Consider the following 15,298-nt stretch of genomic DNA (forward strand, 5'->3'; position numbering starts at 1 on the left):
GCGTCGCCCTCAGAACGTCACCTTCGGCACGTCGCGCACCTCGGCGCGATCGGCCGGAATGTCGAGCAGCGCCGCTTCCTTGAAATTGAACATGCCGGCGAGGACGCTCGAGGGGAACACTTCGCGCTTGTTGTTGTAGGCCATCACCGAGTCGTTGTAGGCCTGGCGTGCGAACGCGACCTTGTTCTCGGTGCTGGTCAGCTCTTCGGTGAGCTGCATCATGTTCTGGCTGGCCTTGAGGTCCGGATAGGCCTCCGACACCGCGAGCAGGCGGCCAAGCGCGCCGTTGAGCATGCCCTGCGACTGCGCGAGCTGCGCCATCGCCGCGGGATCGCCGGGATCGGCCTTCGCCGCCGACAGGCCGGCCTGCGCCAGATTGCGCGCTTGGGTCACGGCTTCGAGCGTCTCGCGCTCGTGGCGCATGTAGCCCTTGACGGTCTCGACGAGGTTCGGGATCAGGTCGAAACGACGCTGCAACTGCACGTCGATCTGGGCGAACGCATTCTTGTACGCGTTGCGGGCAGTGATGAGCCCGTTGTAGATACCGACGCCCCACAGCGCCAGACCGGCGGCGATCACCACGAGCAATACCAGCAGGATCAATGCGCTAGCCATCAAACTTCCCCTTGTTCATGCAATCCATTACACAGGCGCTATCATCGCCGCAGCACCAGAGCATACGCAGGGGGCAGGCCCGATGAAAAGCCGATATCCATCCCGCCGGCCGCTCGTCCGGCTGGGTCTCATCGGGCTACTGCTGCCTGCCGCATTGGGTTCCGCGGCGCAGGCACCGACCTCCGCCGATGTCGTCGAGAACGAAAGCGAAGACGAGATCACCGCGATCGTGCCGCTCGACGAGCAGGCCAACCGGTCGGCCATCGTCAGCCGCGAGGACGCCGTCAAACCGCAGCCGCGCGTGCCGGGGCAGGACAAGCCACTCGCCCCCACGTTCGACGTGACGCTGCTCGAAGCGATGGCGCAGGATCTCGTCGCCAACCAGCGCGTGCCGGGCCTGGCGATGGCGATCGTGCACAAGGGCCAGATCCTCAGCGCGCGCGGTTACGGCATCACCGACGTCAAGGCGGCCGAACCGGTCGATGCGCACACCGTGTTCCGGCTCGCGTCGTTGTCCAAATCCTTCGCCGGCACCGTGACCGGCATGCTGGTGTCCGAAGGCGCACTGCGCTGGGACAGCCACATCGTCGACTACCTGCCGTCGCTGCGCTTCTCCGATCCGCTGGCCGCGCAGCAGCTCACCGTCGCCGACGTGCTGAGCCATCGCGTCGGTCTGGGCCGTAACACCTACGACCGCGACATCGAACGCAACGCCGACTATCACGACCTCGTGCAGCGCCTCGCCGCCGCGCCGATGAGTTGCCAGCCGGGCAACTGCTACGCCTACCAGAACGTCGCCTTCAGCCTGGTCGGCGACGTGGTGTTCGCGACCTCCGGACAGTTCTTCAGCGAAGCGGTGTCGCGCCGGATCTTCAAACCGCTCGGCATGAACGATGCGAGCTACGGGCTAGACGGCATCCAGGCGAGCACGCGCTGGGCCAAGCCGCACGTGCGTGCCGGTGGTGGCTGGACGTCGCTGATGCCCAAGCCGACCTATTACCGGCTGGCGCCGGCTGCCGGCGTCAACGCCAGCATCAGCGACATGGCGCAATGGCTGGTCGCGCAGACCGGCCATCGTCCCGACGTGTTGCCTGCGCCGCTGCTGGCGACGCTGCAGGCGCCGATCGTCGGCACGCCGCCGGAGATGCGCAATTCCTCGTGGCGTCGCGACCGTCTCGACGCCGCGGGTTACGGCCTGGGCTGGCGCGTCTACGACTACGCCGGTCAGCGCGTGGTCTTCCACGGCGGTGCGGTGCAGGGCTATCGCGGTCTGATGGCGATGATTCCCGACCGCGACTTCGGCATGGTCGTGTTGTGGAACAGCGAGAGCAGCCTGCCCTCGGGCCTGCTGCCGACGATCCTCGACCGCGCGATCGGCCTGCCGCCGCAGCGCTGGCTGGACGTCGATCCGAACCTCGAAACGCTGCACGCCCAGCGCACGCACGCGCCGGCCTCGACACCTTCGTCGGGCAGCACGACCCATCGCGCGGCGGCGACGCCGGAGTAAACCTCCCGGGACGCGGGAGAGCATGAGGCCGCCTACGGGCGGCCTTCGCGTGTCTGCGCCAGCGATCGCACGCGCATGCGCACAGCCTCCGACGCCACGCGGGCGAGTTCGCTCTGGTCTCCGGGACCCGGGACTGCCTAAGGTGGGTGCGGTTCGAATGAAGGCGATGGGTTTCGCTCCGCTCTACCCATCCTACGCGGCGGCGATGCGTCTGTTTGCGCGGCTACCACGGGCAAAAAAAAACGCCTCCTCCGCCTGGGCACGCGGAGGAAGCGCTTTCGATGACGAAGTGCAGCTACGTCAGATCAGATCAGCGGCGTCGGCATCTGCGGAATCACGACCGGCGCGGACTTCTTGGTGCGCTTGGCAGGCGCGCGCTTCTTCGTCGCGGCCTTCTTGGTTGCAGACTTCTTGGTCGCTGCCTTCTTGGTGGCGGCCTTCTTCGTGGCCTTCTTGGCAGTCGACTTCTTCGCGGTCTTCTTGGTCGCGGACTTCTTGGTCGCCTTCTTCGCAGCCTTCTTCGCAGTCGACTTCTTGGCGGTCTTCTTGGTCGCCTTCTTCGCTACGGACTTCTTGGCGACCTTCTTCTTGGCGACCTTCTTGGTGGTCTTCTTCGCTGCCTTCTTCGCGGTCTTCTTGGCAGCGACCTTCTTCTTCGCGACCTTCTTGGTGGTCTTCTTCGCCGCCGGCTTCTTCTTGGCGACCTTGGCGACCTTCTTCGCGACCTTCTTCACAGCCTTCTTGACCTTGCTCACCACCTTCTTGGCGGTGGATTTCTTCGCGGTCTTCTTGGCCGCCTTCTTGGCAGGCGCTTTCTTTACGGCTTTCTTCGTGGCCATGGAATGGCTCTCCTCGTCAGTGGACTTGCATGTACAGCGGCCCAGTTCTCAAACGGCACGCGGGAGTTGGACCCGCGCACAACCGCCGACGCGCACCGCGCATCGGACCGGATTCGAAGGGTGGGTCGTCGACTGCACGACGTCGCCCCGGTGAAGCGGAAACCTGCACGCGCCAGATCTGTCGCGGAGGTCGGGAAAATGTGTGGGGAGATTTCGCAGCGGAGACGATGCCCGCATCCACCGTGTGATGTTCCTGGCAGAGGTTCGAGTTGTGCTGCGCGCTGGTGTCGTGGTTCGACTCACTCGTTTCGTTGCGGACGTGTGTTTCCGCGAAACCTAATCACGGTTTTTTCCACTGTCAACAGGTCGTCGCAAAATTTTTCCGGCGCCGCCGGCACGCGTGTCGGGCGACGCGGTGCGGCGATGCCACGCACGCGGTGCGATCCGGCATGCGACTCCGCGCATCGCACGCGAACCGCTTTCGCAAAACATCATAAAAAAAGGCATCAATGCATCGGCGCGCTTTCATCGCGTGCATTTCGAGCCTGCGCACGCAGGCATTTCCGGCGTGGTGAAAAAAGAATCACCCACCCGACCGCAACGTAAATCCGGCTGTGCCGCGCGCGACACGTTTGCGCGGTTGCGGGATCGGTTTGCGCGAAAAATGCGCGGCCTCCGAACGCGTCGACCGACGTTCGCGTCGTGCATCGAGGGCGTCGACGGTCGCGGCGCGACGACCTCGCACGACGCCGCCGTCACGTCGTCGGTTCGGAACGCCGGAAATGAAAACCGGCGCGTTCCTCTCGGAACGCACCGGTCGATGTGCACGACGTTCGCGCGAAGACGTCAGTCTTCTTCGCCCTCGATCTGCTCGGCGTAATCGTCGGGCGCCAGCAGCTCGTTGAGCTGGTCGGGTTCGCTCAGTTCGACGACGAACAACCAGCCCTCGCCATAGGCGTCTTCGTTGATCGTCTCCGGCTTGTCGGCCAGTGCCTCGTTGACGGCGGTGATCGTGCCCGAGACCGGTGCATAGACATCGGACGCGGCCTTGACCGACTCGACCACGGCCACGCCGGTGCCGGCCTGGATGTCGTCGCCGACGGCGGGCAATTCGACGTAGACCAGATCGCCGAGCAGGCCCTGGGCATGGTCGGAGATGCCGATGGTGACCTTGCCGTCACCTTCGATACGGACCCACTCGTGGGACTTCAGGAATTTCAGGTCGCCAGGGATTTCGCTCATGGTCGGCTCCGGGGAAAACGTTCGATCGGGAAGGTGGGGCTAGTGTAACGACGATGCCGAGCGTCGCGCATCAGACGCCGTCGGCGGGCTGTCCGTTTTTGACGAACGGGAACTTGACCACACGCACCGGCACCTGGCGGCCGCGGATGTCGACCGTGACCTCGCCCGGCTCGCCGGCCGGCACGCGCGCGAACGCGATCGCCTTGCCGATCGTCGGCGAGAACGTGCCCGACAGGATCTCGCCGGCGCCGTTCGCGGTCGCGACCGTCTGGCCGTGACGCAGCACGCCCTTGTCGTCCATCACCAGACCGATCATCTGCCGCGGCGCGCCGTCGGCCTGCGACTCCAGCAGCGCACGGCCGTTGAACGCACGGCCTTCGTCGAGGGCGACGGTCCAGCCGAGTGCGGCTTCGAACGGCGACACGGTCTCGTCCATATCCTGGCCGTAGAGCGCGAGGCCGGCTTCGAGGCGCAGCGTGTCGCGCGCGCCGAGACCGGCCGGTGCGACGCCCGCTTCATGCAGCGCCGTCCACAGGGCGACCGCGTGCGACTCGCCGACGACGATCTCGAACCCGTCCTCGCCGGTGTACCCGGTACGGGCGACGAACAGATCGCCGAACGCGGTGCCCTCGAGCGCGGCGGCGGCGAAGCGGCCGAGCTTGGCGACGGTCTTGCCGTCGTCGCCCAGCAGCGTGGCGACCGTGTCGCGCGCCTGCGGGCCCTGCACGGCGATCATCGCGAGCTCCGGGCGCTCGGTCACGGCGACATCGAAGTCGGCGGCCTGCGCGGCGATCCACGCCAGGTCCTTGTCACGCGTCGCCGCGTTGACGACCAGGCGGAACCAGTCGTCGGCCATGAAGTAGACGATCAGGTCGTCGACGATGCCGCCGTCGAGCGTGAGCATGCAGGTATAGAGCGCCTTGCCCGGCACCTTCAACTTGTCGACCGAGTTGGCGACGAGGCGTCGCAGGAAATCGCGCGTGCCCGCGCCGCGCAGATCGACAACGGTCATGTGGCTGACGTCGAACATGCCGGCGTCGCGGCGGACGTGGTGGTGCTCCTCGATCTGCGAGCCGTAGTTGAGCGGCATGTCCCAGCCGCCGAAATCGACCATGCGTGCGCCGAGCGCACGGTGGGCATCGTTGAGGATCGTCTTCTGCGTCATCTGGCCGGCTCGCAAGCGGAAAGCCGGGATTATCGCAGGTCGGGCGCGCCGGCCGCGGGGGACCGGTCGCAGAGATGTGCCGAAGTCCAGGACGCTTCGCCTGGTGGTGCGATCACCCGCACGACGGTTCGCCCCCACGCAAGCCTCCCCCGCGTGCGGGGGAGGACGTCACGCAACTCAGGCCGCTTCGACGTGCAGGTTCACACCGTCGGTGCCGGTGATCCGCACCGGCGCGCCGGTGGGCAGATCCGGACCCTCGACGACCCAGAACGCGTCGCCGATCTTGATCCGGCCGCGGCCGTCGACGATCCCCTGCTCCAGCGGCAGCACGCGTCCCACGTGCTGCTGCGCGCGACGGTTGAGCAGCGGCTGGTCGCTCTGGCGGGCGCGCTTGCGGAAGAACTTCTGGTAGACCAGCGCGGACAGGAAGCTCAGCACGACGAACAACGCGACCTGGGTCAACAGGGTCAGCCCCGGCGCGAACAGCGCGACCAGGAACACCGCCGCGGCGGCGAAGCCCATCCACAGCAGGAACGCACCCGGCGCCAGCGTCTCCGCCGCCATCAGCAGCAGGGCCAGCGCACCCCAACCCGCGACATCCCAGCGCATCCAGTCCATGGCTCAGACTCCGGCGTGCGGACGCTGGACCGGCGGCGGCGCGGGCGGCGTCGGCTTGCCCGACAACGCCTCGCGCGCGAGCTCGCCGATGCCGGCGATCGAGCCGATCAGGCCGCTGGTCTCCATCGGCATCAGCACGAACTTCTGGTTCGGCGCCATCGCCAGTTCCTTGAACGCCTCGACATACTTCTGCGCGACGAAGTAGTTGATCGCTTGCACGTCGCCATTGGCGATCGCGTTGGACACCATCTCGGTCGCCTTGGCCTCGGCTTCGGCCAGACGCTCGCGCGCTTCGGCCTCGCGGAACGCGGCTTCCTTCTTGCCCTCGGCCTGCAGGATCGACGACTGCTTGTCGCCTTCCGCGCGCAGGATTTCCGACTGCCGGTGGCCTTCGGCCTCGAGGATCACCGCGCGGCGTTCGCGCTCGGCCTTCATCTGCCGGGCCATCGAGTCGATGAGGTCGCGCGGCGGCTGGATGTCGCGGATCTCGATGCGCGTGACCTTGATGCCCCAGGGATTGGTGGCGTGGTCGACGACATTGAGCAGCTGCGCATTGATGCGCTCGCGGTTGCTGAGCGACTCGTCGAGGTCCATCGAGCCGATCACGGTGCGGATGTTGGTCTGCACCAGCGCGATCGATGCGATCTCCAGATTCGAGACTTCATACGCCGCCTTGGCCGCGTCCAGCACCTGGAAGAACACCACGCCGTCGACGCGCACGACCGCGTTGTCGCGGGTGATGACTTCCTGGCTCGGCACGTCCAGCACCTGCTCCATCATGTTGATCTTGCGGCCGACGCCGTAGACCACCGGAATCAGGAAATGCAGGCCCGGCGCCATCGAGTGCGTGTACTTGCCGAAGCGCTCGACGGTCCATTCGAACCCCTGCGGCACCATGCGCACGGTCTTGAACAGCACGACGACGCCGGCGAGTGCCAGTACCACGGCGAGAAACAGTCCGGTTCCCATAGTTCGATCCTTGTGTGCGGGCGGCCGATGCCGCTGGCGTCGAGTATAGGCGCAGGGTGTCGCGGACCGATCGGCGTGAAAACGCCCTCCCCTGTGCAACAGGGAGGGTTGGGCGGGAACGAACCGTCAGGCTTCAATCGATGTGATCGTGGGTGAGTGGTCAGCTGTTGGCGACGACCGCGACTGAATCCGTTGACACAGGGGTCGGCAGGTTTGCCCCCATCCCGCCTTCCCCCGCGCGCGGGGGAAGGCGTAGACCGGCTTCAGTCGCGCGGCGTATCCACCCATTGCGCGAATACGGCGTCGATCTGCGCATCGCTGACGCTGCCGCCGTCCTGCACGGTCTGCGCCTGTTCGAAGAACGGGACGATCAGCGCCATGCCGTCGACCTTCGTCTTCAGATGCACGCCTGCCGGCGCGGACAGTCGCGCATCCCAGCGCGCGCGCACCCGTGCCCAGTAGTCCTGCGTCGCCCTCCAGTAGTCGTAGGCCGGGGTGAAGTCGATCGCATCGGTCTTCACGTAATCGTTGAAGCCGGTCTCGCGGACGATGCTCGAGGTGACCGCGCCGGCTGCATCGCGGACGTCCTTGCGGTTGTCCTGCTCATGGGTCCAGCCGCCCGGCACGATGGTGTGGCGGTTGACCGCGGCCAGCGCGTTGTAGTCCTCGCGCGTGGTGTATTCGCGGCGCGGCAGCGGACGCCAGCCGGCATCCGATGTCCACGTCGATGCGCCGTTCTCATGGACCCAGCGACCGCTGCCGCAGTAGCGCGGCGCATCGCTGACTTCGAACACGCACTGGGTCCAGCCGCCGCGCACCAGTTCGGCGGGCACGTCGCGCTGGCGCCAGGTCTGGTCGGATGCGAACTCCCAGCGCGTCGGCGCTTCGAACGTCCAGTCCTGACGCCAGTGCTTGATCACGTGGCCGCTTTTGACGTCGAGCAGCAGATGCTGCAGCACGATCTTGGTCGGCGTGTCCTCGACGACGATGACGACTTCGTCGCCGCCGCTGCGCTTGGGGTCCTTGCGCGTGTAACCAGGCGCGAGGACGACGGTCTCGTCGAACAGGAAACGCACGGTGTATTCGCCCTGCATGCCGAGGATCGCGCTGCGGTCGGCCTCGGACGGGGTTGCGGGCGTGCGGGTGGCAGCCGGTGCGGCGGTCGAGGCCAGCAGGGCGGCGAGTGCCAGCGCGGTCGCTTGCGGTGTCATGTCGGTGGAACCTCGTGGTCGGGAAACGTCAGGAGAGAGGGATCGGATGGCGGTACGCGTCGGGCGACGCGGTTCCGGCGGCCGCGGCTGCGCGTCGGCAGCAGCAGTCGTCGAGCGAGGACGACGGCGTGATGCCGTGGCCGCGCGCGATGCGACGCGCGCAATCGATGCCGAGCGGCGATAGCGTGCCGAGACTGGCGACCAGCATCGGCCCGCCGTCCTCCGGTTCCGCCGCTACCGACCGGAAACGCAGCACGCTGGCCTCCCAGGCGCCGCCGCGGATGCGCTGCGCAAGGCCCCGCCACAGACGCTCGCTGATGCCCCCGGGCGCCACATCGCTGCAACGCGGGAGATCAGCGGCGAGACGCTCCCAAGCGAGAAAGTCGCTGTCGGGCAGCAGATGCAGTTGCCAGCAACAGGCATCGTCGGCGTCGAAGAAGCGCAGTCTCTCATGCATGCCGTCGAGGTCGAGGCCGGCATGCGCCTGCGCGCGGCGCGCCGACGACCAGCCGCCGAGTTCGCGCGCGGCACCCGGGCGGTGCAGACACAACACCGTGCCCAGCGCCGCCAATTGCGATGGCGTGGGGACGACGCTTGCAATGGCCGGCGACAGGGCGGTGGCCATGGTCAGAAGTCGACCGACAGGCTGACCGCGACGTTGCGGCCCGGCGCGGTGTAGCGGTCGAGCGTGGCGCTGCTCGCAGCGACCAGCGGCACCAGTCCCGCCTGCCAGACCTTGCGGTCGGCGAGATTGAACACCCCGGCGTCGAGGCGCGCGCCCGGCGCGAAATTCCAGTGCGCATAGAGATCGAGCACCGCATGGCCGGAACTTTCGAAATAGGTGCTGCCGGCCGGCGCCGTCGGCAGCCGGTCGCGCCGGCCGACGAAGCGGCCCGCGAGTTCGGCGCCCCATGCTGTCTGGTCGAACGCGACGCCGAGTGTCGCGGTCAGCGGGTCCACGCTCGTCAGCGCCTCGCCGGTGGTCCGGTCCTCGCCACGCGACCACGCCGCCGCGCCGCGCAGCTGCCAGCCCGCGAGCGCGGGCGCGACGCTGTCGAAGTACACGCCGCCCTTGAACTCGACGCCGCGGATGCGCGCATCGGCGATGTTCTGCGACTGGTAGACCATCAGTCCGGATACGGGATCGATGCCGGTGTAGCGCGTCGATTCGATGAAGTCGTCGTACTGCGTGTAGTAGGTGCTGAGACTGGCGTAGGCGGCGTCGCCCGAGTAACGCAGCCCCAGTTCCAGACCGTCGCTCGTTTCAGACTTCAGATCCGGATTCGGGATCGCCGTGTAGCCGAACTGGAAATTGGTGAAGCCGATGTTGACGTCGTTGTAGGGCGGCGCGCGGAAGCCGCGGGCGTAGCCGCCGTAGAGCGACCAGGCATCGGTGAACGTCCACACGAAGCCGAGCTTCGGCGACACGCTCGTTTCACTGAGGTCGGCAACCTGCGTGGTCGGGTTGTCCTCGCGGAAGATCGTGTCGACTTCCGGCTCCAGCCGGTAATGGTCGACGCGCACCGCCGGCACGAGGCGGAACGCACCATCGGCGAATGCGATCTCGTCCTGCACGTACAGCGAGGCCTTGGTGGTCTCGCTGATCGGGAAGTCGCGCACCGGAAAGGTGTCGGGCGACATGACGTTGGTGACCACGCCGGTATCGAGGAAGATGCGGCGTCCGTCGCGCTTCTGTTTCGTCTCGGTGCGCTCGATATCGATGCCGTAGGCGAGTGCGTGTTCGACGCTGCCGGTCTCGAACGTCTTGCGCGCATTCGCCTGCAGGCCATAGCTACGCTGGTCGAAATAGAACTCGCGTTCACGCCGGTCGCGGATCGTCTCGGCGTCCGACGGCACGCGACGCACTTCCACGCTGTCCTGCCGGGTGCGGCTGTCCTGGCGGTAGACCTGCCAGTCGACACTGTCGGCCAACGCCGACGACATGTCGTCGAGTTCGTGGCCGAAGGTGATGCGTGCGCGCGACTGGTGGTCATCGCCAAGCACTTGGGTATTGGTCGCGCGGGTCAGGCTCTGGAAGCCGTACGAGCTCAGCACGTCGGTCTCGACGTCGTCCTCGTTGCCGTCGACCGTCAGCTTGAAGCGCTGCGTGTCGCTGGGCGCGAATACCAGTTTGCCGAGCACGCTGCGGCCGTTCGACGACTGCGGGTTGGCCTGCGTGCGGGCAGCCCCTTCGCCGCCGATCTCGCCCATGTTTTCGGTTTCCTTGCCCTGGCGATGGCTCACCGCGACCAGGCCCGACCAGCGCTCGCCACCGAAGGCGGCGGTCGCGCCGGCGATCAGGCCTTCGTTCACGCCTTCGAACCCGATCTTGGCGCCGAAGTGCGCGGTGTCGCCGGCGCGCAGATAGTCGGACGGGTCCTTGGTCACGAACGACACCACGCCGCCGAGCGCGTCGGAGCCGTACAACGAACTCGTGGGCCCGCGCACCACTTCGACGCGCTTGAGCGTTTCGAGATCGACGAAGTTGCGGTTGGCGCTGGAGAAGCTGCCGATCGCGAACGCATCCGGCACCGCGATGCCGTCGGTCTGTATGCGCACGCGGTTGCCGCCGAGGCCGCGGATGCGGATGTCGTTGAGCCCGAAGCGACCGAAGCTGCTGCCGACGGTGATGCCCGGCTCGTAGCGGAACAGATCGGCGATGTCGCGCACCAGCAACGTGTCCATGCGCGCACGGTCGATCACGTCGACGGTATTGGGCACGTCGCTGATCGCACGTTCGGTGCGGGTGGCGGTGACGACGATCTGGTCGAAGTCGCGCGGCTCGCCTTCGGGTGCGGCGAGGACGGCGGTGGACGACAGGCACAGGGCCAGGGAAACGGACAGCAGGCTGGGACGCATGGGCGCTCGCGAAAGTGGAGATCGGCGAGCTGGCGGGCGCGGGGAGGATCGCGCGGGCGGGCAGCCTCTGGGGAGAGGGTTGGGTGACACGGCGCGTCGCGCGCACGGCCCATCGGGACCGGGCCACGACACGCGAAGGCGGATTACTTGGTGAGGATCAGCTTGTCGTTGCGCGTATGGCGCAGACGGTAGATCTCGTTGCCGTGGCGGATGCGCAGTTCGCGCTGGCCGCGCAACAGCTGGACGCTGTCGAGCTCGATGACCTCGGGTGCGCGGGTCAACGGATGGACGTTGCCGGCGTCGTGGGCGTCGCGGGGAGCGGATGCCTCCTGGAACTGGGATACGCGCATGTCGGAATCCTCCGGAAGAGGATTTCGATGATAGTGATTCTCATTCGCCAGTCAAGAGCGGATGTCATTTGGAAACTGCACACGCTTGATCCGCTTTCCGCCTCCCCGCCTGCAGGGGAGGCTGGGAGGGGGCGAACGGTCAGAGGGAGACCAACCGGTCTCGAGCGCGATCAGAAGCAAAAAGCGCCGCGCCGAGTGACAAGTGCACGACCCAGACGTCTACGGGAGCCGACGGATTGCCCCCACCCAACCCTCCCCCGCTTGCGGGGGAGGACGTAAAGCGCAATCGCGCGCGTTCAAGCGCGCAATCACTCTTCAAGAGTTGCACCTCACCCCGTCACCGCCTCTACCCGCCGCCACACGCTGTCGTCGAAGCGTCCGAGCAACTCCAGCGCCTGCAGGTTTTCGAGCAGTTGCGACACCCGGCTCGCGCCCAGCAGCACGGTCGAGACATGCGGATTGGTCAGGCACCACGCGATCGCCAGCGGCGCGGGCGCGACACCGAGTTCGGTGGCGAGCGCGGTGAAGCGCCCTGCCCGTCCGACGCGGTTGGCGTTCGCATCGCCGAGCACGCTGCCCTGCAGCCATTCGAGCTGCGGCTGCGCGAGGCGGCTGTCGGCCGGCACGCCGTCGGCGTACTTGCCGGTCAGCAGGCCGGAGGCCAGCGGCGACCAGATCGTCGTGCCGAGTCCGAGTTCGGCATACAGGGGGGCGTATTCCAGCTCCACGCGCTCACGGCGCAGCAGGTTGTACTCGGGCTGCTCCATCGTCGGACCGTGCAGATGATGCGCACGCGCGATCCGGTCGGCTTCGCGGATCAGCGCCGCCGGCCATTCGGACGTGCCCCAGTACAGCACCTTGCCCTGGCGGATGAGCGCGTCCATCGCCCAGACGGTTTCGGCGACCGGAGTGTCGGGATCGGGCCGATGACAGAAGTACAGATCGAGATGCTCGACGCGCAGGCGCTTGAGTGCCGCGTCGCAGGCATCGCGCACGTGCTTGCGTGACAGACCGCGCTGCGTGGGACGCGGATCGGCGGCCGCGCCGAAGAACACCTTGCTCGATACGCAATAGCCGTCGCGCGGCAGGCGCAGATCGGCGATGACGTCGCCCATGACCTGTTCGGCCGCGCCGTTGGCATAGCCCTCGGCGTTGTCGAAGAAATTGATGCCGTGGTCCCACGCGGCCGCGACCAGGTTGCGCGCTTCGCTGCGGCCGATCTGGCTGCCGAAGGTGACCCAGGCCCCGAACGACAACGCGGACAGCTGCAGGCCGGACGAGCCGAGGCGGCGGTACTGCATGGAAACTCCTGGAACGGTCGGAATGCGCAAAGTATGCCCGCCGTCCACCGGCGACCGCCCGCGCTATGCTGCCGCAGCTGCCACAGGGACCGTCTCGATGCGCGCACCGCAACGCACCCGGCAGGGCGTCGTCGCCACATTGTTCGGCCGCGCCGACGAGGTGATGCTCGAACTCGGCGCCGGCGGCGAACTGATGGTTGCGCGCGTCCGCGCCGCGCTTTCTCTGCTGATCCTGCTGCTGCCGCTGATCGCCGCGAGCGGCGGTCATGGCACCCGCACCGTCGTCGTCGGACTTGCGCTGGCGGTGTTCGCGAACCTGATGGCCCAGGTCTGGCTGGCGCTTGCCCGGCGCCAGCGTCGTCATCCCTGGCTGCCCTACGCGACCGCCAGCTACGACATCAGCATGACCACGCTGGTGCTGGTGCTGCTGGCGACACGCGAGCCGGCGGCCGCGCTCAACAGCGTGGTGGTGTGGAACTTCTACATGCTGGCGATCGCGCTCACCGCGCTGCGCAACGACGGACGCCTGGCCGTGTACGTGGGCGGGCTGGCGGTCGTGCAGTACGCGGCGCTGGCGATCGCGCTGATGGCCGGCACCGGCGAGGCGCGCCCGGCGTCACTCGGTTACGGCGTGGCTTCGGTCGCCGGCCAGGTCGAGCGCCTGCTGCTGCTGGCGATGATGACGGTGGTCGCCTGCGCGGTCGTCTATCGCATGCAGCGGCTGGTGGATCTGTCCGGGCGCGACGGGCTGACCGGCCTGCCCAACCGCGCCTGGCTGCTGCAGCACGCACCACGGCAGCTCGCCGACTCGCGCCGGGAAGGCCGATCGCTGACGCTGGGCCTCCTCGATCTCGACGGCTTCCGCCGGATCAATGCCGATGCCGGCCCGCGCGCGGGCGATCGCGCGATCCGCGGCATCGCCCTGCGATTGCAGACGATGCTGGAAGACGACGAATCGCTGTCGCGGATCGGCGGCCAGGAGTTCGTGCTGCTGTTGCGGTGTCCGGCCGGCAGCGCGTGGGAGCGGCTGGACCGGCTGCGACGCGACATGGCCTGCGAGTCGCTGGTGGTCGACCGCGACGGGCGCCCCCTGCCGCTGAGCTTCAGCGCCGGGCTCGCCGCGTTCCCACCCGACGGCGGCGACGTGTCGGCCCTGCTCGGCGTCGCCGACCGGCGCCTGCAGCAGGCCAAACGCGCCGGACGCAACCGCGTGGAAGCGCGTGACGCCTGAACGACGGCGTTTTCACAGGCGCTGTGGTTGCCCGGGCCGGCCCGCTGCACTAGGCTGCGCGACTTGGCGAAGGGCCCGGGGGCCATGATGGATGACTTGACGCGGATCGGCTTCGGCCTGTTCGGACTGGCCGTGCTGCTCGCGATCACGTGGCTGTTCTCCAACAACAAGCGCAAGGTCGACTGGAAACTGGTCGCCACCGGCGTGACGCTGCAGATCGCGTTCGCCGCAGTCGTGCTGCGCGTGCCGGGTGGCCGCGAGGTGTTCGACGCGCTCGGCCACGGCTTCGTCAAGATCCTCTCGTTCGTCAACGCCGGCTCGGAGTTCATCTTCGGCAGCCTGATGAACGTCGAGACCTACGGCTTCATCTTCGCCTTCCAGGTGCTGCCGACGATCATCTTCTTCGCCGCGCTGATGGGCGTGATGTACCACCTGGGCATCATGCAGTTCATCGTGCGGATCATGGCCTCGGCCATCACCAAGGTGATGCGCGTCTCCGGCGCCGAAACCACCAGCGTCTGCGCCAGCGTCTTCATCGGCCAGACCGAAGCGCCGCTGACGGTGCGCCCCTACATCTCGCGCATGACCGAATCCGAGCTCATCACGATGATGATCGGCGGCATGGCGCACATCGCCGGCGGCGTGCTCGCGGCCTACGTCGGCATGCTCGGCGGCGGCAATCCGGAAGAACAGGCGTTCTACGCCAAGCATCTGCTGGCCGCGTCGATCATGGCCGCGCCGGCCACGCTGGTGATCGCCAAGATCCTGATTCCCGAAACCGGCGAGCCGCTGACCCGCGGCACGGTGAAGATGGAGGTCGAGAAGACCACCAGCAACATCATCGACGCCGCGGCCGCGGGCGCCGGTGACGGCCTGCGTCTGGCCCTGAATATCGGCGCGATGCTGCTGGCCTTCATCGCGCTGATCGCGATGGTGAACTATCCGCTGGAGTGGATCGGCGAGGTCACCGGCCTGGCCGAGGCGATCGGCAAGCCGACCAACCTGGCGACGATCTTCGGCTTCGTGCTGGCGCCGATCGCGTGGCTGATCGGCGTGCCGTGGCAGGACGCTTCGGTGGTCGGTTCGCTGATCGGCCAGAAGATCGTCATCAACGAATTCGTCGCGTACCTGCAGCTGGCCGACATCGTCAACGGCCGCGTCGACGGCGTGGTGCTCAGCGAGCAGGGCCGCCTGATCGCGACCTATGCGCTGTGCGGCTTCGCCAACTTCAGCTCGATCGCGATCCAGATCGGCGGCATCGGCGGGCTCGCCCCGGACCGTCGCCAGGACCTCGCGCGCTTCGGCCTGCGCGCGGTGCTCGGCGGCACGATCGCCACGCTGATGACGGCCACCATCGCCGGCGTGCTGACCTACATCGGCGCCTGATCGGA

At 67.4% G+C, this 15,298-nt stretch carries 15 protein-coding genes; 4 read left to right on the plus strand and 11 right to left on the minus strand.

Features of this window, described 5'->3' with window-relative positions:
• Window positions 1-9: 9 nt before the first annotated feature.
• Window positions 10-615, minus strand: coding sequence for a LemA family protein (locus tag AC3A5T_RS11360; RefSeq protein WP_332078486.1), 606 nt, complete (start codon window positions 613-615; stop codon window positions 10-12).
• 82 nt (window positions 616-697) lie between these two features.
• Between AC3A5T_RS11360 and AC3A5T_RS11365 the strand changes: the two genes are divergently transcribed.
• Window positions 698-2,122 carry a serine hydrolase domain-containing protein gene (locus AC3A5T_RS11365; RefSeq protein WP_487628665.1) on the plus strand — a complete coding sequence of 475 codons (1,425 nt, stop codon included), beginning with the start codon at window positions 698-700 and terminating at the stop codon, window positions 2,120-2,122.
• Window positions 2,123-2,427: 305 nt separating this feature from the next.
• On the opposite strand, the gene AC3A5T_RS11370 is transcribed toward AC3A5T_RS11365, so the two are convergent.
• Entirely contained in the window at window positions 2,428-2,961 is a 534-nt protein-coding gene (locus tag AC3A5T_RS11370) for a hypothetical protein (protein ID WP_332078484.1), read from the minus strand.
• Window positions 2,962-3,361: 400 nt separating this feature from the next.
• Here AC3A5T_RS11370 and AC3A5T_RS11375 point away from each other — a divergent pair, with 400 nt between their 5' ends.
• Window positions 3,362-3,841 (plus strand): hypothetical protein, encoded by a 480-nt coding sequence (locus AC3A5T_RS11375; protein ID WP_487628666.1) that lies wholly within the window; start codon window positions 3,362-3,364, stop codon window positions 3,839-3,841.
• Here the strand turns inward: AC3A5T_RS11375 and gcvH are convergent.
• The 9 genes from gcvH to AC3A5T_RS11420 all read right to left on the minus strand — a co-directional run bounded on the left by gcvH (window position 3,808) and on the right by AC3A5T_RS11420 (window position 12,676).
• Window positions 3,808-4,203: a glycine cleavage system protein GcvH gene (gene gcvH, locus AC3A5T_RS11380; RefSeq protein WP_332078482.1), complete on the minus strand. Its 396-nt coding sequence runs from the start codon at window positions 4,201-4,203 to the stop codon at window positions 3,808-3,810. The two genes, AC3A5T_RS11375 and gcvH, sit on opposite strands and share 34 nt — an antisense overlap.
• Window positions 4,204-4,273: 70 nt before the next feature.
• The gene (gcvT, locus tag AC3A5T_RS11385) at window positions 4,274-5,368 is read right to left on the minus strand and encodes a glycine cleavage system aminomethyltransferase GcvT (protein WP_487628667.1); all 1,095 of its coding nucleotides are present in this window, start codon (window positions 5,366-5,368) and stop codon (window positions 4,274-4,276) included.
• Between the two features lie 177 nt (window positions 5,369-5,545).
• On the minus strand, window positions 5,546-5,977 hold the full coding sequence (locus AC3A5T_RS11390) for an NfeD family protein (RefSeq protein WP_487628792.1): 432 nt from the start codon (window positions 5,975-5,977) through the stop codon (window positions 5,546-5,548).
• Window positions 5,978-5,989: 12 nt separating this feature from the next.
• Window positions 5,990-6,955, minus strand: coding sequence for an SPFH domain-containing protein (locus AC3A5T_RS11395; protein ID WP_332078480.1), 966 nt, complete (start codon window positions 6,953-6,955; stop codon window positions 5,990-5,992).
• A 263-nt stretch (window positions 6,956-7,218) separates the two neighbouring features.
• Window positions 7,219-8,166 (minus strand): DUF6607 family protein, encoded by a 948-nt coding sequence (locus AC3A5T_RS11400; protein ID WP_487628668.1) that lies wholly within the window; start codon window positions 8,164-8,166, stop codon window positions 7,219-7,221.
• A 28-nt stretch (window positions 8,167-8,194) separates the two neighbouring features.
• Entirely contained in the window at window positions 8,195-8,791 is a 597-nt protein-coding gene (locus AC3A5T_RS11405) for a Hemin transport protein (RefSeq protein ID WP_487628669.1), read from the minus strand.
• Window positions 8,792-8,793: 2 nt separating this feature from the next.
• A complete protein-coding gene (locus tag AC3A5T_RS11410) occupies window positions 8,794-11,025 on the minus strand; it encodes a TonB-dependent hemoglobin/transferrin/lactoferrin family receptor (protein ID WP_487628670.1) in 2,232 nt (743 codons plus the stop codon).
• A 143-nt stretch (window positions 11,026-11,168) separates the two neighbouring features.
• Window positions 11,169-11,375, minus strand: a complete 207-nt coding sequence (gene hemP / locus AC3A5T_RS11415) for a hemin uptake protein HemP (protein ID WP_332078476.1) — start codon at window positions 11,373-11,375, stop codon at window positions 11,169-11,171.
• Window positions 11,376-11,704: 329 nt separating this feature from the next.
• Window positions 11,705-12,676 (minus strand): aldo/keto reductase, encoded by a 972-nt coding sequence (locus AC3A5T_RS11420; protein WP_487628671.1) that lies wholly within the window; start codon window positions 12,674-12,676, stop codon window positions 11,705-11,707.
• Between the two features lie 97 nt (window positions 12,677-12,773).
• On the opposite strand from AC3A5T_RS11420, the gene AC3A5T_RS11425 reads away from it, so the two are divergent.
• On the plus strand, window positions 12,774-13,907 hold the full coding sequence (locus AC3A5T_RS11425) for a GGDEF domain-containing protein (protein WP_332078474.1): 1,134 nt from the start codon (window positions 12,774-12,776) through the stop codon (window positions 13,905-13,907).
• Window positions 13,908-13,991: 84 nt separating this feature from the next.
• Window positions 13,992-15,293, plus strand: coding sequence for a NupC/NupG family nucleoside CNT transporter (locus tag AC3A5T_RS11430; protein WP_332078473.1), 1,302 nt, complete (start codon window positions 13,992-13,994; stop codon window positions 15,291-15,293).
• The last annotated feature ends 5 nt before the right edge of the window (window positions 15,294-15,298 follow it).

The sequence above is a fragment of the Luteimonas sp. Soil_C_16 genome (assembly GCF_057657295.1).